Source organism: Flavobacterium anhuiense (genome assembly GCF_900101855.1).
Taxonomy (GTDB): domain Bacteria; phylum Bacteroidota; class Bacteroidia; order Flavobacteriales; family Flavobacteriaceae; genus Flavobacterium; species Flavobacterium anhuiense.
Genome location: NZ_FMVC01000002.1, coordinates 511,904 through 531,803 on the forward strand (window position 1 = coordinate 511,904; position 19,900 = coordinate 531,803).

The following is a 19,900-nucleotide window of genomic DNA, read 5'->3' on the forward strand; positions in this document are numbered from 1 at the left end:
AAATTGGAAAAAAAAATGCAAATTTGCACTTCAATAATTTATACTCATGCCGACAATTTCACACAAGGGAAGAAACATGCCCGAATCTCCGATACGCAAGCTGGCTCCTTTTGCTGATTTAGCAAAGAAAAAAGGACACAAGGTGTATCACTTAAACATTGGTCAACCGGATATCAAGACACCGGAAGTGGCCATCGAGGCGGTAAAAAATATTGATTTGAGTATTATAGAATACAGTCCGTCTGCCGGATATGAAAGCTATAGAAAAAAATTAGCTCATTTTTACCAGCGCCAAAATGTAAACGTTAACACAGAAGACATCATTGTAACTACTGGTGGTTCTGAAGCCTTACTTTTTGCACTGGCCACAATTACAGATCCTGGAGATGAAATCATTATCCCAGAACCTTTTTATGCTAATTATCATGCGTTTGCTTCTTCTACAAGTGCAACTGTAGTGCCTCTTGTTTCTACTATTGAAACTGGTTTTGCTTTGCCAAGTATTGACGAAGTTGAAAAACTAATAACACCAAGAACAAAAGCCATTCTGATTTGCAACCCTGGAAATCCGACTGGATATTTATACTCTGAAGCCGAAATTAAACAATTGGCTCATTTAATTAAAAAACACGATTTATACTTAATCGCTGATGAAGTGTACCGTGAATTTTTATATGATGGAGATGATGTTCATTTTTCTGTAATGAATCTAGAAGATGTACAGCAAAATGTAATCATGGTTGATTCTGTTTCTAAACGCTACAGTATGTGCGGAGCAAGAATTGGCTGTCTGGTGACAAAAAACAAAGACGTCTTGGCAACCGTAATGAAGTTTGCTCAAGCGCGTTTAAGTCCGCCAACTATTGAGCAGATAGCTTGCGAAGCTGCTATAGACACTCCGCAGAGTTATTTTGATGAAGTAATTGGTGAATACAAAGAACGTCGCAATACCTTAATTGCCGAATTAAACAAGATTGAAGGTGTTGTGGTAACAAAACCAAAAGGCGCTTTTTATTGTATTGCCGAACTTCCGATAGAAGATTCAGACGATTTTGCACAATGGCTTCTTGAAAGTTATAATTTAAATGGCGAAACAGTAATGATTGCTCCTGCAAAAGGTTTCTATTCAACTCCTGGAATGGGACTAAATCAGGTTCGTATTGCTTATGTGTTGAACAAAAAAGATTTGATTACTGCTGTAAATATCTTAAAGGAAGCTTTACTGGTTTACAACAACAGATAATCAATTCATTATAATCGATTTAAAAAGACAATAACGTTCTTCGTTGTTGTCTTTTTTGTTTTTAATAACAATATTTCTCTTTAAAATTTAAATTATATCCAAAAACGAGTAATTAAATCCTAAAAACCATAGAAAAGGTTTCCCATTTATTAATTATCTTTACCGCCTTAAAAAGATATACCACATTATAATAGTAGTTCTTAATGATAAATAACGAAGAATTTTTAGACGAAATAGGTGACAGTCATTTCAGCAGTAATGCAAAAAACCCTCTAAGAGCGGATGCTTTTGACATCACTGATGAAGAAAAAATAGAAAAAATTAAAAAAGATGTCGAAAACATCCTGCAAACTTTAGGAATGGATTTGACGGATGACAGCATTAAAGGAACTCCAAATCGAGTTGCAAAAATGTTTGTAAAAGAAATTTTTGGAGGCCTTAACCCTGCAAAACAGCCAAAAGCTTCTACTTTTGACAATAATTATAAATATGGCGAGATGCTTGTAGAAAAAAACATCACGGTTTATTCTACTTGCGAACACCACTTACTGCCAATTATCGGGCGTGCTCACGTTGCTTACATCTCAAGCGGACGCGTTATTGGTTTATCAAAAATGAACCGTATCGTAGAGTATTATGCAAAAAGACCTCAAGTACAAGAGCGTCTAACTATGCAGATTGTTCAAGAGCTTCAAAAAGCTTTAGGAACAGAAGATGTAGCCTGCGTTATTGATGCTAAACACCTTTGCGTAAACTCACGCGGAATTAAAGATATCGAAAGCAGCACAGTAACTTCTGAGTTCGGAGGAAAATTCAAAGAGCCACAAACAAAAAGAGAATTTTTAGATTATATTAAGCTAGACACTCAATTCTAAAATGTTTATTGTTTTTAGTTTATAGTTTGTTGTTTTTATGGCCAAAATAGAAAAGTTTGAAGATTTAGAAATTTGGAGATTAGCTCGAGAAATCTGTCTTCAAATTGAATTTTTAATTCAAAATACAAACTTGAAAACAAACTATTCGTTAAAAGATCAAATTGATAGAAGTTCTGGTTCAATAATGGATAATATCGCAGAAGGTTTTGAAAGAAATGGCAATCGAGAATTTATTAATTTTTTAAGTATTGCAAAAGGTTCTGCTGGCGAAGTAAAATCTCAATCCTATAGAGCCTTTGATAAAAAACTGATTAATCAGGAACAACATTTAAAACTGAATGAAAAGGTTGAACTTGTTAAAAACAAAATTGGGGCAATGATGAACTATTTAAACAAATGTGAAATCAAAGGTCTAAAATTCAAATAAACAATTTCATCCCAAAACAATAAACCAAAAACAATAAACAACAAACATTAAAAAATATGCCACTATATAGCAGTCAGCCTTTAAAAATATACAATTCGCTTTCTGGCGAAAAAGAAGATTTCAAACCAATCCATGAAGGAAACGTTGGAATGTATGTTTGTGGACCTACCGTATATAGTAATGTTCACTTAGGAAACGTGAGAACTTTTATGTCTTTTGATGTAATTTTCAGATATTTTCTTCATTTGGATTATAAAGTTCGTTATGTTCGAAATATTACCGACGTTGGACATATCGTAGACGATGTGGATGAAGGTGAAGATAAAATTGCTAAAAAAGCACGCTTAGAGCAATTGGAACCAATGGAAGTAGTACAGCGTTATACCGTAGATTTCCACAACATTCTAAAAGCTTTCAACTTTTTGCCTCCAAGCATCGAGCCTACAGCAACAGGGCATATTATTGAGCAAATTGAAATTATTAAAAAAATTATCGATAAAGGCATCGCTTATGTGGCAAACGGATCGGTATATTTTGATGTTGTAAAATATAACGAGACTAATAATTACGGTATATTAAGCGGTAGAAATATCGATGATATGCTGGCAAACACACGTGATCTTGACGGGCAATCTGACAAGAGAAATCCACAAGATTTTGCGCTTTGGAAAAAAGCAGAGCCGGAACATATCATGAGATGGCCTTCACCTTGGAGTGATGGTTTCCCTGGATGGCACTTAGAGTGTACTGCCATGAGCACCAAATATCTTGGGAATCATTTTGACATTCACGGAGGCGGAATGGATTTAAAATTCCCTCACCACGAGTGTGAAATCGCTCAAAATGAAGCTTGCACAGGTCAGGCGCCAGTAAATTACTGGATGCATGCGAACATGCTTACTTTAAACGGAAAGAAAATGGCAAAATCGACTGGAAACAATATTCTTCCAGGCGAAATTCTTAGCGGAGACAACAACATCTTAAGCAAACCATTCTCTGCTTCTGTAACTCGTTTTTTCATGCTTCAAGCACATTACAGAAGCATCTTAGATTTTTCTGACGATGCTATTGTTGCGGCCGAAAAAGGATATAAAAGATTGATGGAAGCACTAGATGCTTTACCAAATATTACTGCAGGAAATTCTAGTTCAATAGATTTTGCTGCTTGGAAACAGCTTTGCTACGATGCAATGAATGATGATTTCAACACGCCAATTTTAATTGCGCAGCTGTTTGAAGCCGTTCGCTACATCAATTTATTAAAAGATGGCAAAGAAACGATTTCTGCTGATGATTTAGCCGATTTCAAAAAAGCCGTAAATGCTTTTGTTTTTGACGTTTTAGGACTCAATGATGACAAAGCTGCTGATGGCGATAGCGATAAACTGGAAGGTGTAGTAAACATGCTTATCAAAATGAGAAATCAGGCGAGAGCAGATAAAAACTTTGCGCTTTCTGACCAAATTCGCGATCAATTAATTGCTTTGGGAATTCAGCTTAAAGACGGAAAAGAAGGAACTACTTTTAGCATTCAATAAAAAGTATTCAATATTAGTTTTTAGTGTTTCATTCATTCTGAACACTAAAAACTGAGTATTGAACACCAACTAAACGATACAAGAAAAATATGTTTTCAAAAATTCTGATATATCCGTTTGTATTGTTAGTCCGTTTTTATCAGACTGCCATTTCACCGTTTACACCGGCTTCTTGCAGATTTGAGCCAACTTGTTCGACATATATGATTCAGGCATTGCAAATTCATGGATTGTTCTATGGCGGATTTTTAGGCGTCAAGCGCATTTTAAGCTGTCACCCTTGGGGAAGAAGTGGTTACGATCCTGTACCAGAAAAGAAATGCAACCACAAACATTAACTTTTTAGGAAACGGTACTTTACATTAAATATTTATTTTTACAGCTATATAAAAACATTTATACATGACACACGCCTTAAATTTAGTTTGGAATCCTTCTGAGGGAATCAACTTAGGATTTTTTATGATTCGCTATTACAGCTTAATGTTTGTAATTGCTTTTGGTTTAGGATGGTTCCTAATGAAAAAGATGTTCGAAAGAGAAAACGAATCGATTGAAAAACTAGATTCTCTATTTGTTTGGACAGTTTTAGCCACTTTAATAGGCGCTCGTTTAGGTCATGTTTTCTTTTACGATTGGGAATATTTCAGAAATCATTTGCTTGAAATTTTCTTGCCATTTAAATTTGAGCCTGAATTTCAATTTACAGGCTTCCAAGGATTAGCAAGTCATGGCGCAGCTATTGCCATTATTGTTGCGATGTATTACTACAGCAAAAAAATTCTAAAACGTCCATTGTTATGGATTTTAGACCGAGTTGTAATTCCTGTTGCAAGCGGTGCTATTTTTGTACGTTTAGGGAATTTCTTTAATTCAGAAATTATTGGCCACGAAACTACTTCTGCATTCGGAATCCGTTTTCTTCATGATAAATTCAGTAAAGCCGAAGCTGTACAAAAAACGGGAATAGCCGATCCAAAAGAAGCTTATAACGCAATAGCTTCAGATCCAAGATTTGCTAATTTGCTAGCAGAAGTTCCTTCAAGACATCCTACTCAGCTTTACGAAGCAATCTGTTACGTTTTTGTTTTTGCTATTTTATACTTTTTATACTGGAAAACAAATGCAAGACTTAAATCTGGTCTATTATTCGGATTGTTTTTAGTTCTTTTATTTGTTGTGCGTTTCATCGTAGAGTTTGTAAAAGAAAGCCAAGGCGGTTTTGAGAGCGAATTAGGCTTATTTTCGACAGGACAATGGCTAAGCATACCATTTATCATTATTGGACTTTTCTTTGTTATTAGAGCACAAAGAAATCCTTTAGCTGACGCATAAAACAATTTTAATTCATAAAAAAATGCCCAATATTTAAAGTATTGGGCATTTTCTTTTTATGGTTGATACGAAATACCAAATTCGATATTCTTAGTATTATATCCTGCATTACTGCTTCCTAAACCTGCATTAGAAACGTGCCGCAAACTCGGGCGAAGATCAAACTGCATTTTATTATAGTCAACGGTAAAACCAAGCGCCAAAACATCTGCAAAAGCAAATCCTTTTGACATTCTCTCTGTTTCTGTATCTGTAATAAGAGGACCAACACTTCCTAATATATATATCGAGCACATTTTTCCAATTGGCTTTCTAACCACAAATCCAATATTCAGAACATATTCCATCACTTCCTTCATTTTCATATATTCTATTCTTTTCTGCTCGAAATCTGGTTTCTCTGGCTTTACAAAATAATAATTAAGCAATTGATGTTTTCCAAAATTGATTTCGGGTTGAACTAAAACTTCGTACTGAAAATTTCTAGATTCTTTGATTTTATAATACAATTGCACTTTATAAAAATGATTCTCAAAAGTATAATCGGTATTACTAAATTCACCTCCGAATCCATAACTTAAACCTATTCTATAATTTCTATTTTTCTCCTGTGCTTGAAGCTGAAAAGCAACAAAAAAAAGCAATTATAAAAAATCTTAGTTTTCGAATCATAATTCGTTTTAGATTGGCAAATGCAAACATAAAAAAAGATCCAGTGAAAACTGGATCTTTTTTTATATCAAACAAGGTTTTAATTATGCCTTATTGTGTTTGTCTTCAATTGTGTGTTTCTCATCACTTGAAATCGTGTCAACCAATACTGGTGTAGCGATAAATAATGAAGAGTAAGTACCAACGATAATACCGATTAACATTGCAAAGATAAATCCTCTGATAGATTCTCCACCGAAAATAAACATCGTTAATAATACGATAATCATCATTAATGAAGTATTCAATGTTCTAGATAATGTAGTATTAATAGAAGCGTTTACAATATCTTCAAAGCTACCTTTACGGTTTCCGATGATAAACTCTCTTACCCTGTCAAATACAATTACTGTATCGTTCATAGAATAACCAATTACAGTTAAGATCGCAGCGATAAAGTGCTGATCCATTTCCATGTGGAATGGCATGAATTTGTAGCATAATGAATAAATTCCTAATACGAAGATTACGTCGTGAGCAACAGCTGCAATCGCACCTAATGAATACTGCCATTTACGGAAAGATACCATTAAGTATAAGAAAATAACTGCCATCGCACCAAGAACTGCCCAGTAAGAGTTAGTTTTAATATCTTCAGAGATAGAAGCACCTACTTTAGAAGCTTGTAATACTCCAACTCTCTTACCATCAAATGAGTTGATGAATTTATCGTAAGTTGTATTTGGGAAATACTTCTGTAAAGCAGCATATAATTTTTGGTTTACTTCCTCATCAATAGCAACACCGTCTTCTTTAATTTTATATTTAGTAGTGATTTTCAATTGATCATCATCACCTAAAATTTTAGCCTCAACCGGAGTACCGAAAGCTGCAGACAATTCATCTGAAACTACAGTCGCATCAACTGGTTTTTCAAATTTAACTTGGAAAGTTCTTCCTCCAACAAAATCAACACCTTCATCTAATCCGTTAACGAAGAAGATAGATACTAAACTTACTACTGTTACAATAGAAGAAAAGATATAAGTGAACTTTTTGATTTTGATGAAATCAAAGTGGAAGTTTGTAAACCAGTTTTTAGTAATACTTGTAGAGAAAGTCAAATCTGCTTTTCCTGCAATATTTCTGTCAATGAAAATTCTAGCAATAAAGATAGAAGTAAACAATGAAGTTACGATACCAATTAATAATGTTAATGCGAAACCTTTAATAGGACCTGTTCCGAAAATAAACAAGATAGCTCCAGTTAAAACGTGAGTAACGTTAGCATCAATAATAGAACGCATTGCACCATGCCATCCGTAAGAAGCTGTAACTGCTTCAGAAAGAGATTTTCCTTCACGCAATTCCTCTTTCGCTCTTTCGTAGATAATAATGTTCGCATCTACCGCAGTACCTAATGTAAGTACGATACCTGCAATACCTGGTAATGTCAATACAAAACCAAAACTTGCCATAATTCCGAATAAGAATAGTAAGTTTAACAATAAAGCAAGGTTTGCATACCAACCAGCTTTACCATAATAGAATACCATCCAAACGCAAACTAATAAGAATCCTAATACAGAAGAGATTGTACCTGCATCAATAGCCGCTTGTCCTAAAGATGGACCTACAACAGTTGATTGAATAATATCTGCAGAAGCTGGTAATTTACCTGCATTTAATACGTTAGCTAAATCTTTTGTTTCAGCTACATCAAATGAACCTGTAATCTCAGATCTTCCTCCAGCAATAGGACCGCTTGTTACACCTGGAGCAGAATATACGATATCATCTAATACAATAGCAATGTAACTTTTTTGAGCAAATGCTCTTCCTGTCAATTCTTCCCAAACTTTAGCACCTTGGCTGTTCATCTGCATAGAAACTGCAGGTTTACCCATTTGGTCAAAAGTATCTTTTGCATCAGTTACAACACCACCGCTCATAGCTGGCGCATTGTCTCTGTTTCCTTTTAAAGCATACAATTCTACAACTTCAACATCTGCTGCAGTTTTTGGATCTTTTGCTTTAGGATCTTTTATAGTTGTTGGCTTACTCCATACAAATTTAGCATAGTGCTGATCAGCAGCCAATAAAACTCTAATTTCTGGTCTTTTAAAATATTCATTGATAGAAGCAGTATCTTTAGGTGCAAAATAACCTAAAACTGGTCCACCACCATTACCAATCATTTTATCAAACAAAGGATTGTTTCCTTTTTTAACATCTGAAGAATCTTTAGCATCTGTTAATAATGCATTTAATGAATCTTTAGCAACAGTTTTGGTTTCAGTCTTTTTAACTTCAGTTTTCTTTAAAGCTTCGTTTGCTGATACTAAGAAATTACCGATTTCTTCAATTTTGAAAGTTTCCCAAAACTCTAATTGAGCTTTTCCTCCTAATAATTTTTTAATTCTATCAACATCCTTAGCACCTGGAAGCTCAACTAAGATTCTTCCTGTTTCTCCCAATTTTTGGATGTTTGGCTGAGTAACACCAAATTTGTCGATACGCTCTCTTAATACTTTAAAAGCGCTTTCTACAGACTCATCAACTTTTCTTTTGATAACTTTTTGAACTTGCGCGTCAGACATTTGAAAGTCTACTCCACCTTCTCCTTGAAGGCTTCTGTTAGCGAAAATATCTGGAGATGCTAATTTTACAGTTCCTTTTGAATTTGCTTCAAAAGCTTCAAAAAACTTATTTAAATATGTTTTGTTTCCTTCTAAATTTGCAGATGCATCAGCTAATGATTTATTAAAAACTGGATTTTTAGAATTATTAGCCAAACCTTTTAATACATCTTTAATAGAAATTTGAAGAATTACGTTGATTCCCCCTTCTAAGTCAAGACCTTTATTAAGCTGTTTGTTTTTCACTTCGTTATAAGTGAAATCAGTAAAACCAAGATTTAATACTTTTTCTTTACCAATAGAATCTAAATATTTCAGCTCTTTATCAGGGTTATCTCCTGCAAAAGCTTTAGCTTCACTTTTGACACTATTTGCCACAAAAGTGAAGGATAGTTGGTAAATACTTACCAATGCAAATAGAATTGCGAAAAATTTAATAAGTCCTTTATTCTGCATTATTACTAAAAATTAATTATGTTTTATTTTTGATTTTGTTTTAAAGTCCCATAAAATAAGCCCTGACATTATTTTTTAAAACAAAAAAACGAGATCACGAATTACCAATTTTTTTTTAAACCGAGCAAATATATAATTAACGAAAATATTAACCAATTTATTTATTAATTAATCTCAAAAAAAAAGCTGCAAAAGTGCAGCTTCTTTTCTTTTTTGCCGTTTTTATTATACTAAAATCGTTTTTAGAGCATCATTCATACTACGAACTGCATCTGCACTTTTAGCAAATAATGCTTTTTCTTGATCGTTTAATTTAATATCAACTATCTCTTCTACTCCGTTTTTACCAATTATGCATGGCACACCAATACAAATATCATTCTGCCCATATTCTCCTTCTACAAAAACAGAACATGCAATCATTTTTTTCTGATCGTTTAAAATGCTATCTACCAAATAAGCTACAGAAGCCCCTGGAGCGTACCAAGCTGAAGTGCCTAAAAGCCCAGTAAGAGTAGCTCCTCCAACCATAGTATCTGCTGCAACTTTTTGCAGTACTTCTTCCGAAAGAAACTGCGATACTGGAATTCCATTATAAGAAGCTAAACGTGTTAACGGAATCATAGTGGTATCTCCATGACCTCCAATTACCATTGCCGAAATATCATTTGCGGGTTTATCCAAAGCTAATGAAAGGTAAGTTCTAAAACGAGAACTATCTAAAGCACCGCCCATTCCTATTATTCTATTTTTCGGAAGACCTGTAGCTTTTAAAGCTAAATACGTCATCGTATCCATCGGATTGGAAACTACGACAATTATAGTATTAGGAGAATATTTTAGTACATTTTCGGCAACTGTTTTTACAATTCCTGCATTAATACCTATTAATTCTTCTCTTGTCATTCCTGGTTTTCTCGGAATTCCTGATGTAATTACTACTACATCGCTTCCCGCGGTTTTAGAATAATCGTTGGTAACTCCCGAAACTCTGGTATTAAAACCTGTGTTTGTGGCACACTGTGTAATATCCAGCGCCTTCCCCTCTGCAAAACCTTCTTTAATATCCAACAATACTACTTCGCTTGCAATTCCTCTATAAGAAATGACATCTGCACAGGTAGCTCCAACATTTCCTGCTCCTACAATGGTAACTTTCATATTTTTTACTTTATCGGTTATTAATTATGTCTATTCTCTAAAAAGACAATTCGTTTAATTGTCTAGTAAATTTAAACAATTAAACGAATTGAAATTATTAATTTTTCATTTTATGCGTCGATATTTGCGTAAACTGCATTTTTCTCGATAAACTCTCTACGAGGAGGCACTTCATCCCCCATCAGCATAGAGAAAACTTGATCAGCTTCTGCAAGACTTTCAATATTAACCTGACGTAATGTTCTGAAATTCGGATCCATTGTAGTTTCCCATAATTGCTCCGCGTTCATCTCTCCAAGACCTTTATAACGTTGGATAGAAGCACTTCCTCCCATTCTTTCGTTAGCCTGATCACGCTGAACATCATTCCAAGCATATTCTTTTTTGTTTCCTTTTTTAACTAAATATAAAGGTGGCGCTGCGATATATACGTGACCTTCTTCAATAAGCTCTTTCATAAAACGGAAGAAGAACGTTAATATTAAGGTAGAAATGTGGCTACCATCGACATCGGCATCACACATGATGATTACCTTATGATATCTAAGTTTTTCAAGATTTAACGCTTTACTATCTTCAGCAGTACCAACCGTTACTCCTAATGCAGTAAAGATATTTCTAATCTCTTCGTTTTCGAACACTTTATGGTGCATCGCTTTTTCAACATTCAAGATTTTACCACGCAATGGCAGAATCGCCTGAAAGTTACGATCACGTCCTTGTTTTGCTGTTCCACCAGCCGAATCTCCCTCGACAAGGTAAACCTCACATCTTGCAGGATCTTGCTCAGAACAGTCTGATAATTTTCCTGGCAATCCGCCGCCTCCCATAACAGTTTTACGCTGTACCATTTCACGCGCTTTTTTGGCTGCGTGACGTGCCTGAGCCGCTAAGATTACTTTTTGGATAATTACTTTTGCATCATTAGGATTTTCTTCCAAATAATTTTCAAGCATTTCTCCAACTGCTTGAGAAACTGGAGAAACCACCTCTCTGTTTCCAAGTTTAGTTTTAGTTTGTCCTTCGAACTGAGGTTCTGCAACTTTTACCGAAATAATAGCTGTTAATCCTTCACGGAAATCATCTCCTGAGATTTCGAATTTCAATTTATCCAACATTCCAGAAGCATCGGCATATTTTTTAAGCGTTCTTGTCAAACCACTTCTAAAACCTTGCAAATGCGTTCCTCCTTCGTGCGTATTGATATTGTTTACATAAGAAAAAATATTCTCCGTATAACTTGTATTATAGATCAAAGCAACCTCAACTGGAATTTCACCTTTTTCGTGATCCATACTGATTACGTGAGAAATAATTGGCTCACGGTTTCCATCCAAATAACGGATATATTCTTTTAATCCTTCATCTGAATGAAAAACTTCGCTTCTAAATTCTCCTTTTTCATCAACTTCTCTCTTATCTGTAAAGGTAATTGTGATTCCTTTATTTAAGAAAGAAAGCTCACGCATACGAGCTGAAAGCGTATCATATGAAAATTCAGTAGTCTGCTGAAAAATAGTATCGTCTGGGAAGAAAGTCTGGCGCGTACCTCTTTTCTCTGTTTCACCGATTTGTTTTACAGGATATAAGGCTTTTCCTCTTTCGTATTCCTGCTCATAAATTTTACCTTCTCTAAATACAGTAGATTTCATGTGAACAGAAAGGGCGTTTACTACAGAAACCCCAACCCCGTGCAAACCTCCTGAAACTTTATATGAATCTTTATCGAATTTACCTCCGGCACCAATTTTTGTCATTACAACCTCAAGTGCAGAAACACCTTCTTTTTTATGCAAATCAACTGGAATACCACGTCCGTTATCTTCAACTGTAACAGAACCATCTTCGTTTATTGAGACACTAATGGTGTCGCAATGCCCTCCCATTGCCTCATCAATAGAGTTATCAACAACCTCATAAACTAAATGATGCAGTCCTCGAACCCCTACATCTCCAATATACATTGATGGACGCATTCTTACGTGCTCCATTCCCTCTAATGCCTGAATACTATCTGCTGAATAATTGTTCTTCTTGATTTCTTCGCTCATATAATTTATTCTAAAAAATGTATTTACTGTCTAACACGCAAATATATAAAAACGCGAGCTATATACCCAGTAAATTACAACTTAAAGCACCTAAGTTATTAACACAATCGTCTGAAAAACCTAAAAATAAGTCCAAAAATGAATTTAAATTCGAATTTTTTGAAAATCCCAAAATTTTAAATGTCAAATTCTAATTTTGAAATCTGAAATATCGAATCAAAATTTTAAGATCCGCTTAAAACATTACAATAAAAAAACCGAAATCACATTAAAATGTTTTTCGGTTTTTCTATATCAGCCCCAACTTGGAATTTGGAATTTATTTTATTGATTTTTCCTTTTTTTTTGGAATTTGGAATTTAAGAAATTGGAATTTTCCACTTTTAAGCAATAACAGTAGTTTTTACAGTTTCAAAATTACCGTTTAAGTGTGCGGCATTTGCCCTTCCGCTTGGATCGAGATTTTCTTGCCATTTTGGTATCCATTTTCGAACAGTTTGCGCTGCACTGACCTGCGGATAGAATTTATGGAAAATCGATCTGTATAAATACGCTTCTTTAGTCGTTGGCGAATTGTACGGAAACTCAACACTTGCTCCAGCCAATTGCTCATCTGTAACCTGCGAAGCGCAATATTCGATCAACTCATCAACCCAACTATATCCTACACCATCAGAAAATTGCTCTTTCTGACGCCATAAAACTTCTGAAGGCAAATAAGGATCTTCTGTATCAAAAGCTTTTCTTAAAATGTATTTTTCAACACCGTCATACGTTTTTGGCTGTTTTTCTTCTGTTTTAATTCGAATCGCAACATCTAAAAATTCGGTATCCAAAAACGGAATTCGCACTTCTAAACCATTTGCCATTGTCGTTTTATCTGCACGTAGCAAATCTGCTGTAAACAGCTTCTGCACTCGTTCTATCGTTTCATCCTGAAATTCTTCTTCCGAAGGCGCATTTCTAAAATACAAATGTCCACCAAAAACCTCATCAGCTCCCTCGCCAGACAAGATTACTTTTATTCCTTGATCAGCGATAGCTTTAGAAAGCAAATACATTGGCACACCAGATCTAACCGAAATAATATCGTAAGTCTCGATATGATAAATTACTTTTTCTAAGGCTTTCACTCCTTCTTCTACAGAAAAATGAATTTCGTGATGTTCTGTCCCCAAAAATGCAGCTGCTTTTCTTGCCACAACATTATCTGGAGCATCAGCATCCAATCCGATAGAAAAAGAATGCAGTTTTTCGCCTTTTTCTTTTAATAATCTTGACGTAATTGCTGAAATTAATGAAGTATCTAAACCTCCTGACAGCACAACTCCCAAAGGCACTTCTGCCAATAGACGTTTGCGTGTTGCCTGAATTAAGCTTTCGCGAATTAACTCTAAATCTAGTGGCTGAGTTGCATTTTTATGGTCTTCGTATTCTGGACGATAGTATTTTACAAAACCAGTTTTTGCTGTATAATAATGTCCTGGAGGAAAAGTAGAAAACGATTTGCATTGGTCTGCAATAGATTTCATTTCTGACGAAAAATAAATTCGTCCTCTTTCATCCAAACCATAATACAAAGGTTTTACCCCAATCGGGTCACGGCCAGCAATATATTTATCTCCATCGATAACCACAAAAGCAAAATCTCCATCTAATTTATTGCAGAAATCATATCCAAATTCTTCATACAGATGTACAATCACTTCTGAATCTGATTCTGTTCTAAAAGTATGGTGCTTTAATACCGTATTTTTAAGTTCTTTATAATTATAAATTTCCCCATCATGCACCATCCATGCTTTATTAGTTCCTTGAATTGGCTGTTTCCCCGAATTAAGATCAATAATCGATAGGCTTTCATGACAAAGTATACTGCCATTTTCCATGATATGAATATCGCTTTCGTCAGGTCCGCGATGTGACATTCTTTCAGAAAGTTCTTTTACAAGTTTCGGGTCTTTTCCTTTTCCAATTACGGCCAATAATCCAGACATAATACTTCTATTTTATTTATTTACATTCAGTTTTTAGGCTAACTGAACATTAAAAAATCATTAAAATTTTTCATACAAAGCAAAACTAAATATTAAATTTTGCTTTTTGCTATTAAATTCTTAAAATACTATAGCATTTAACGTTTTTTATGGGGTTTCAAATATATTAAAAGAAAGTTAAATAATTACAAATAACAAATCTTAGAGAGGCCTTAATTATTTAATTTAACAGTTAAGACAAAAAAACGCTCTCTTAAAGAGAACGTTTTTTCGCAATATATATACTAATTCTAAAAATTAAACTCTATTTTATGCTTTAACGTAAGCATCGTCGTGAACATTTGCTACTGCTCTTCCTGATGGATCGTTTAAGTTTTTGAAAGCTTCATCCCACTCCAAAGCAATTTTTGTACTACATGCCACACTTGCTTCTTGAGGCACACACAATGCTGCTGCATCGCTTGGGAAATGTTCAGTAAAAATTGAACGATAATAGTACTCTTCTTTTGAAGTTGGTGTTTGCAATGGGAATTTAAATCTCGCGTTTGCCAATTGTTCGTCTGAAACTTCTCTAGCTACCACTTCTTTTAAAGTATCAATCCAGCTGTATCCTACTCCATCAGAGAATTGTTCTTTTTGTCTCCAAGCCACACTTTCTGGAAGCATGTCTTCAAAAGCTTTACGAACTACCCATTTTTCCATTGGGTGCTCTTTGTTGATCATTTTATCTTGCGGGTTGATGCGCATGGCAACATCCATAAATTCTTTATCCAAGAATGGCACACGACCTTCAATTCCCCAAGCCGCTAAACTTTTGTTGGCACGTAAACAATCATACATGTGAAGTTTTCCTAATTTACGAACGTTTTCTTCGTGGAATTCTTTAGCGTTTGGCGCTTTGTGGAAATATAAATATCCTCCAAACAACTCATCTGCACCTTCTCCTGAAAGAACCATTTTGATTCCCATAGATTTGATCACTCTCGCCATTAACCACATTGGAGTTGAAGCTCTAACTGTAGTTACATCATATGTTTCAAGGTTGTAAATTACATCACGAACCGCATCTAATCCTTCTTGGATCGTAAATTTGATTTCATGGTGAATAGTTCCAATATGATCTGCAACTTTTCTTGCTGCTGCTAAATCTGGAGAACCTTCTAAACCAACAGAAAAAGAGTGCAATTGTGGATACCAAGCATCTGTAGTGTCATCTGACTCAATTCTTTTTTGAGCAAATTTCTTAGCCACAGCCGAAGTAATAGAAGAATCTAAACCTCCTGAAAGTAAAACTCCGTAAGGAACGTCACTCATTAGTTGTCTGTGAACTGCAGCTTCCAATGCTTTTCTGATTTCAGGAATGCTTGTTTCGTTATCTTTTACAGCATCATATTCTGTCCAGTCTCTTTTGTACCATTGTACAAATTCACCGTCTTTACTTGATAAATAATGTCCTGGAGGGAATAACTCGATTTTTGTACAATATCCTTCAAGAGCTTTTAACTCAGAAGCAACATAGAAAGTCCCGTGCTGATCCCATCCAATGTACAACGGAATAATTCCCATATGGTCACGAGCAACGAAATACTCGTCTTTATCTACATCGTAGATTGCAAATCCGAAGATTCCGTTTAATTCATCAACGAAGTTTACTCCTTTTTCTTTATATAAAGCTAAAATAACTTCACAATCACTTTCAGTTTGAAAGTTATATTTACCAGCAAATTGTTTACGAAGATCTCTGTGGTTGTAGATTTCACCATTTGCAGCCAAAACCAATTTTTTATCTTCTGTAAATAAAGGTTGTTTTCCTGACGCTGGATCTACAATTGCCAAACGCTCGTGAGAAAGAATTGCTTTATCATTACTGAAAATTCCGCTCCAGTCTGGTCCACGGTGACGAATGATTTTTGACATTTCTAATACTTGAGGTCTTAAAGCTTCAGCTTTTTGTTTAAGATCAAAGGCACATACAATTCCACACATAATTTTATATTTTATTTTGTAAATTTTAATTTGATAGGGCAAAGATGTGATATTAGTTACAATTGAAAAACATAAACATCAATTTCAATTACAATTTAAAACCAAAATTTTATTTTTACACATAAAATGTAAAATTTAAAAGTAAAAATAAGCTCAAAACTTGAAATTTTTAATTTTGACTATAAAACTGGTTGAAAATTGAAACTTTAAATCGGTTTTTTGAATTAAATTTTGAGTTATTCTGTTACAAATGAAAGATTCGTAAAGATGAGAAGAAAAGTTGTTCTGGAATTGTATTTTAAGCAAGAACACAGTGTTTGTCATTCTGAGGAACGAAGAATCTCACTAGAAACTCCGCAAAGAATAATGCCGATCTTTGTCGACAAACTAGTGAGATTCTTCGTTCCTCAGAATGACAAGATTGGATAAGATGGTTACGTATTGAACTTTGTCAAAGTTGATAGCGAAAAAAGACTTATTCTACACTTTCAATAGTATAATGCGTCTTATTAATTTCAAATTGAAATCCAGCTTTATTTCCCATTAAGTGATTTCCTAAGGGAGATTGTGGAGAAAGCGCAATAACATTAATTCCTTCAATTGCAATTTTAGGAAGCGCAACACTCACATATAAATAAATTCCGTTGGCTTTTACTAAACTGCCTAAAACGATGTTTTCTGTTGTCTTAAGCGGGTCTATTTTATCTAAAATTGCTTTTTGCTCAAGGGCTTCCTTCAACTTATTAGTCAATTTTTCCTGTTCGATATGCATCATCGACAAAGCTGTTTCGTGTTTATCGCCAGCTGAACCTTTGGCATCGTTTTTTGAATCTTCTGTCAAACCAGAAATCATGTCTCTAAAAACATCAATTCTGTCTTGAACCATTTGTGTATAGTGAGAATATATTTTTTCTTTGAAAGTCATTTTTTTAAAGGTACTGAGATTCTGAGGTGCAAAAGTGCAAAGGTTTTTCCTTTTGTCTAAATTTTTATTCGAAAAAAGCTTTTGGATAGACCACTTCTCCGCTTACTCCTTTTAAACCATCTTCCGCTAATGCAATAACCATACAGTTTTCTGATGGAACATCAAAAGGCATTTTGATATTGTACTTTTCACAAAGTTTATATCCAAATCTTGGATAATAATCTTGATGTCCTAACAAAATAACCGATTTGTAACCTAACCTTTTCGCGATTTCATGTCCATGTAAAATAAGTTTAGAACCAATTCCTTTTCCTTGAAATTCTGGCAAAACTGAAACGGGAGCTAATGCCAAAGATTCAAATGAATTTAAATTATTTTTAATTTTCAGCTTGGTAAATAAAATATGACCGACAATTTCATTATCAATTTCTGCAACAATAGACAATTCAGGAATAAAGGCTTCAGAGTTTCTAAGTCTTTCTACTAAAAATTGTTCTTTGTAATCGCTGTATTTTTCCTTTTCAAAAGCTTTTTCTATCAAATGAAAAACACTTTCAAAATCATTTTTATTTTCTTGACGTAATATAATTTCCATTTTATAAAATTAAAAAACAGCCACGAATTCACGAATCTACTCCAAAAAATTCATGAGCCCATGGCTGAAAAAAAAGGCACTTTATCTTTTATAAAATCTTTGTGCCTTAGTGTCTTTGTGGCATTAAGCCTTAAAAATCAAATTTATAATTTGCACCTCCTAAAACTTGGAATCCTTGTACAGGATAATTCAACCATTTTTCGTAAGCTTGATTTCCAATATTATTCAATTTTAAGAAAAACGTCAAACGCTCACTAAATTTATAACCAACATGCGCATTGGCATCAAAATAACTTTTTAAGGTAATTGGTGTTGCATCAATTCCTAAAGAAGTATTGGTCTGCATATCTTTTCTTTCGCCAACATAAAACACATTCAATCCTGCGTACCATTGCTTTGTAATATTAACGTCTAAAGTCGAACTTAATTTCATTGATGGCAAATTCCATGCTTCAACTGCATTGTCTGTATTATAACTATTAAAAGTTCCGTTGATTCCAAAAGTTACATTTTGAGAAAAATCAGCTTTTAATTCTCCGTAGAAACGGAACGTTCTAATATCTTCATACACTACTCCAAATGAGTTCCCGAAAGCATAATCTTCGTTGGTAATTACTTCTGTATAATCATTTGCTTTAAACAGTGCTTTATCTTTTTCATTCAAGTAAGAAGCGGTCAAGTTATAATTTACGTTATTTGCCAATTTCCCTTTTAAACCTGCAAATACATTATATTGTGTACTTGACGGACGCATGTTTAAAGTCGGAGACAAAAACGGATTCTCGGTCACAAAATCGGCATACGAATTTTGGTTTAAAGCTCCATTAACTCCTGTATAAAAAATCATCAAATCGCCAACCAATCTATATGAAGCATTTACTTTTGGATAGAAATAAAACTTATTGCCACTGTTTTCAGAATCTGCACTGTAATAGATTCCAGCTCCTAGTTCTAATGTCCATTCGTTTTCATTGATTACAAAACTTGGTTCGATTCCAACATTTGTAAAACTGTATTTTAAAGCTTCTGTATTATCTTGAAAATAATTGTTTTTAAAAGATCCGCTTACATGATCTACAATTACATTGGTTTTAATTGCCTGATCCATTACATCAACTGTAAAAGTAGGCTTTACATAAAATCTGTTTTCCGATGAAGAATAACTGTCTGAAAAATGAGTAAATTTCGCAGAAAGCTTACTAAAAATACTTTCTGTAAATTCTGCATTTCCGCCAACCCAAATGGTATTATAAGAATGGTCTGGATTAATGCTGTTTACCAAATCATAACGCTGATCTGGAATTGTCGAGCCAAAATCTGATGGAAGTCCGTACCAGTTATAAATTTGGTTTTGATATCCTAAATCGACTCCCCAAGTATTATCTCTATTGTTTTGACCGTAACCAACATTTATTGATGTATCGTAAAATTCATCATTCAATTCAACATCTTTAATTCCGCCTTGAGAAGAGTGATGGCGAAACATTCCGGCTACATAATCATTATTGCCCAAATCCTGATTTACGAATAATTCACCGTTCAAAGTGCTGTAATTTCCAAGTCCTAAAGTCGCGTAATTATTAAACAATCTTTCTTTTTTAGCTTTTTCCACACCTTCAGCTTTTCCCTTTGAAGGCGTAAAAGTAGAAGCCACAGGAACAGACAAAATACTATATTTAATTACTTCTTTCGGCTGATTCCCGCTATCGTCAAGCGAAGGTGTTTCTTTTACTTTAAAAGCATCTGAAACAGTCGGCGAATATGGTTTTACCACGTTTACAGTTTCAGTTCCGATACTTTCATTTTTCTTCTGTGCAATCGAAAACTGACCAACAAATAATACTAGCAAAATGATAATTTTATACTGGCAATTTAATTTCATATTTCTTTCTTTTAAGAGGGTTAAGAAGCAAGAGAAAAGACCTATCAAATCTATTTCTTTTCTCAAAACTCTTGTTCTATCCTCTATATTCTATTATCTAAATCTAAAAATTCTTTTTCCTTGACTCTTGTTTTTTGCG

General features: G+C 34.2%; 15 protein-coding genes. 6 read left to right on the forward strand and 9 right to left on the reverse strand.

Annotated features, from left to right (window positions below; genetic code table 11):
• Window positions 1–46 precede the first annotated feature (46 nt).
• The 6 genes from BLP44_RS06755 to lgt all read left to right on the forward strand — a co-directional run bounded on the left by BLP44_RS06755 (window position 47) and on the right by lgt (window position 5,418).
• Window positions 47–1,243, forward strand: a complete 1,197-nt coding sequence (locus BLP44_RS06755) for a pyridoxal phosphate-dependent aminotransferase (RefSeq protein WP_091130830.1) — start codon at window positions 47–49, stop codon at window positions 1,241–1,243.
• Window positions 1,244–1,446: 203 nt separating this feature from the next.
• Window positions 1,447–2,118, forward strand: a complete 672-nt coding sequence (folE, locus tag BLP44_RS06760) for a GTP cyclohydrolase I FolE (protein WP_008462286.1) — start codon at window positions 1,447–1,449, stop codon at window positions 2,116–2,118.
• A 37-nt stretch (window positions 2,119–2,155) separates the two neighbouring features.
• Window positions 2,156–2,545, forward strand: a complete 390-nt coding sequence (locus BLP44_RS06765) for a four helix bundle protein (RefSeq protein ID WP_008462285.1) — start codon at window positions 2,156–2,158, stop codon at window positions 2,543–2,545.
• A 56-nt stretch (window positions 2,546–2,601) separates the two neighbouring features.
• Window positions 2,602–4,083 (forward strand): cysteine--tRNA ligase, encoded by a 1,482-nt coding sequence (cysS, locus tag BLP44_RS06770; RefSeq protein ID WP_091130833.1) that lies wholly within the window; start codon window positions 2,602–2,604, stop codon window positions 4,081–4,083.
• A gap of 89 nt (window positions 4,084–4,172) precedes the next feature.
• Window positions 4,173–4,421, forward strand: coding sequence for a membrane protein insertion efficiency factor YidD (yidD, locus tag BLP44_RS06775; protein WP_066032382.1), 249 nt, complete (start codon window positions 4,173–4,175; stop codon window positions 4,419–4,421).
• A 64-nt stretch (window positions 4,422–4,485) separates the two neighbouring features.
• The gene (gene lgt, locus BLP44_RS06780; protein ID WP_091130836.1) at window positions 4,486–5,418 is read left to right on the forward strand and encodes a prolipoprotein diacylglyceryl transferase; all 933 of its coding nucleotides are present in this window, start codon (window positions 4,486–4,488) and stop codon (window positions 5,416–5,418) included.
• A gap of 56 nt (window positions 5,419–5,474) precedes the next feature.
• Here the strand turns inward: lgt and BLP44_RS06785 are convergent, their stop codons facing one another.
• From BLP44_RS06785 to BLP44_RS06825, 9 genes are all read right to left on the reverse strand, one after another.
• Window positions 5,475–6,062, reverse strand: a complete 588-nt coding sequence (locus BLP44_RS06785; RefSeq protein ID WP_244511691.1) for an acyloxyacyl hydrolase — start codon at window positions 6,060–6,062, stop codon at window positions 5,475–5,477.
• A 111-nt stretch (window positions 6,063–6,173) separates the two neighbouring features.
• Window positions 6,174–9,164 (reverse strand): protein translocase subunit SecDF, encoded by a 2,991-nt coding sequence (gene secDF, locus BLP44_RS06790; protein ID WP_091130840.1) that lies wholly within the window; start codon window positions 9,162–9,164, stop codon window positions 6,174–6,176.
• A gap of 225 nt (window positions 9,165–9,389) precedes the next feature.
• On the reverse strand, window positions 9,390–10,325 hold the full coding sequence (gene mdh / locus BLP44_RS06795) for a malate dehydrogenase (protein WP_008462261.1): 936 nt from the start codon (window positions 10,323–10,325) through the stop codon (window positions 9,390–9,392).
• 110 nt (window positions 10,326–10,435) lie between these two features.
• Entirely contained in the window at window positions 10,436–12,376 is a 1,941-nt protein-coding gene (gene gyrB, locus BLP44_RS06800; protein WP_008462259.1) for a DNA topoisomerase (ATP-hydrolyzing) subunit B, read from the reverse strand.
• Between the two features lie 383 nt (window positions 12,377–12,759).
• Complete coding sequence (gene asnB / locus BLP44_RS06805; RefSeq protein ID WP_091130843.1) at window positions 12,760–14,373, reverse strand: asparagine synthase B; 1,614 nt, start codon at window positions 14,371–14,373, stop codon at window positions 12,760–12,762.
• A gap of 309 nt (window positions 14,374–14,682) precedes the next feature.
• Window positions 14,683–16,359: an asparagine synthase B gene (gene asnB / locus BLP44_RS06810; protein WP_066032395.1), complete on the reverse strand. Its 1,677-nt coding sequence runs from the start codon at window positions 16,357–16,359 to the stop codon at window positions 14,683–14,685.
• Between the two features lie 475 nt (window positions 16,360–16,834).
• Window positions 16,835–17,284, reverse strand: coding sequence for a hypothetical protein (locus BLP44_RS06815; protein WP_008462254.1), 450 nt, complete (start codon window positions 17,282–17,284; stop codon window positions 16,835–16,837).
• Window positions 17,285–17,348: 64 nt separating this feature from the next.
• The gene (locus BLP44_RS06820; RefSeq protein WP_091130847.1) at window positions 17,349–17,879 is read right to left on the reverse strand and encodes a GNAT family N-acetyltransferase; all 531 of its coding nucleotides are present in this window, start codon (window positions 17,877–17,879) and stop codon (window positions 17,349–17,351) included.
• A gap of 130 nt (window positions 17,880–18,009) precedes the next feature.
• The gene (locus BLP44_RS06825; RefSeq protein WP_091130851.1) at window positions 18,010–19,761 is read right to left on the reverse strand and encodes a TonB-dependent receptor; all 1,752 of its coding nucleotides are present in this window, start codon (window positions 19,759–19,761) and stop codon (window positions 18,010–18,012) included.
• Window positions 19,762–19,900 lie beyond the last annotated feature (139 nt).

Bases quoted from the DNA above. Each gene is read 5' to 3' on its own strand.
- BLP44_RS06755 (WP_091130830.1), top strand. From the start codon at position 47: ATGCCGACAATTTCACACAAGGGAAGAAACATGCCCGAATCTCCGATA.
- folE (WP_008462286.1), top strand. From the start codon at position 1,447: ATGATAAATAACGAAGAATTTTTAGACGAAATAGGTGACAGTCATTTC.
- BLP44_RS06765 (WP_008462285.1), top strand. From the start codon at position 2,156: ATGGCCAAAATAGAAAAGTTTGAAGATTTAGAAATTTGGAGATTAGCT.
- cysS (WP_091130833.1), top strand. From the start codon at position 2,602: ATGCCACTATATAGCAGTCAGCCTTTAAAAATATACAATTCGCTTTCT.
- yidD (WP_066032382.1), top strand. From the start codon at position 4,173: ATGTTTTCAAAAATTCTGATATATCCGTTTGTATTGTTAGTCCGTTTT.
- lgt (WP_091130836.1), top strand. From the start codon at position 4,486: ATGACACACGCCTTAAATTTAGTTTGGAATCCTTCTGAGGGAATCAAC.
- secDF (WP_091130840.1), bottom strand. From the start codon at position 9,164: ATGCAGAATAAAGGACTTATTAAATTTTTCGCAATTCTATTTGCATTG.
- mdh (WP_008462261.1), bottom strand. From the start codon at position 10,325: ATGAAAGTTACCATTGTAGGAGCAGGAAATGTTGGAGCTACCTGTGCA.
- gyrB (WP_008462259.1), bottom strand. From the start codon at position 12,376: ATGAGCGAAGAAATCAAGAAGAACAATTATTCAGCAGATAGTATTCAG.
- asnB (WP_091130843.1), bottom strand. From the start codon at position 14,373: ATGTCTGGATTATTGGCCGTAATTGGAAAAGGAAAAGACCCGAAACTT.
- asnB (WP_066032395.1), bottom strand. From the start codon at position 16,359: ATGTGTGGAATTGTATGTGCCTTTGATCTTAAACAAAAAGCTGAAGCT.
- BLP44_RS06815 (WP_008462254.1), bottom strand. From the start codon at position 17,284: ATGACTTTCAAAGAAAAAATATATTCTCACTATACACAAATGGTTCAA.
- BLP44_RS06820 (WP_091130847.1), bottom strand. From the start codon at position 17,879: ATGGAAATTATATTACGTCAAGAAAATAAAAATGATTTTGAAAGTGTT.
- BLP44_RS06825 (WP_091130851.1), bottom strand. From the start codon at position 19,761: ATGAAATTAAATTGCCAGTATAAAATTATCATTTTGCTAGTATTATTT.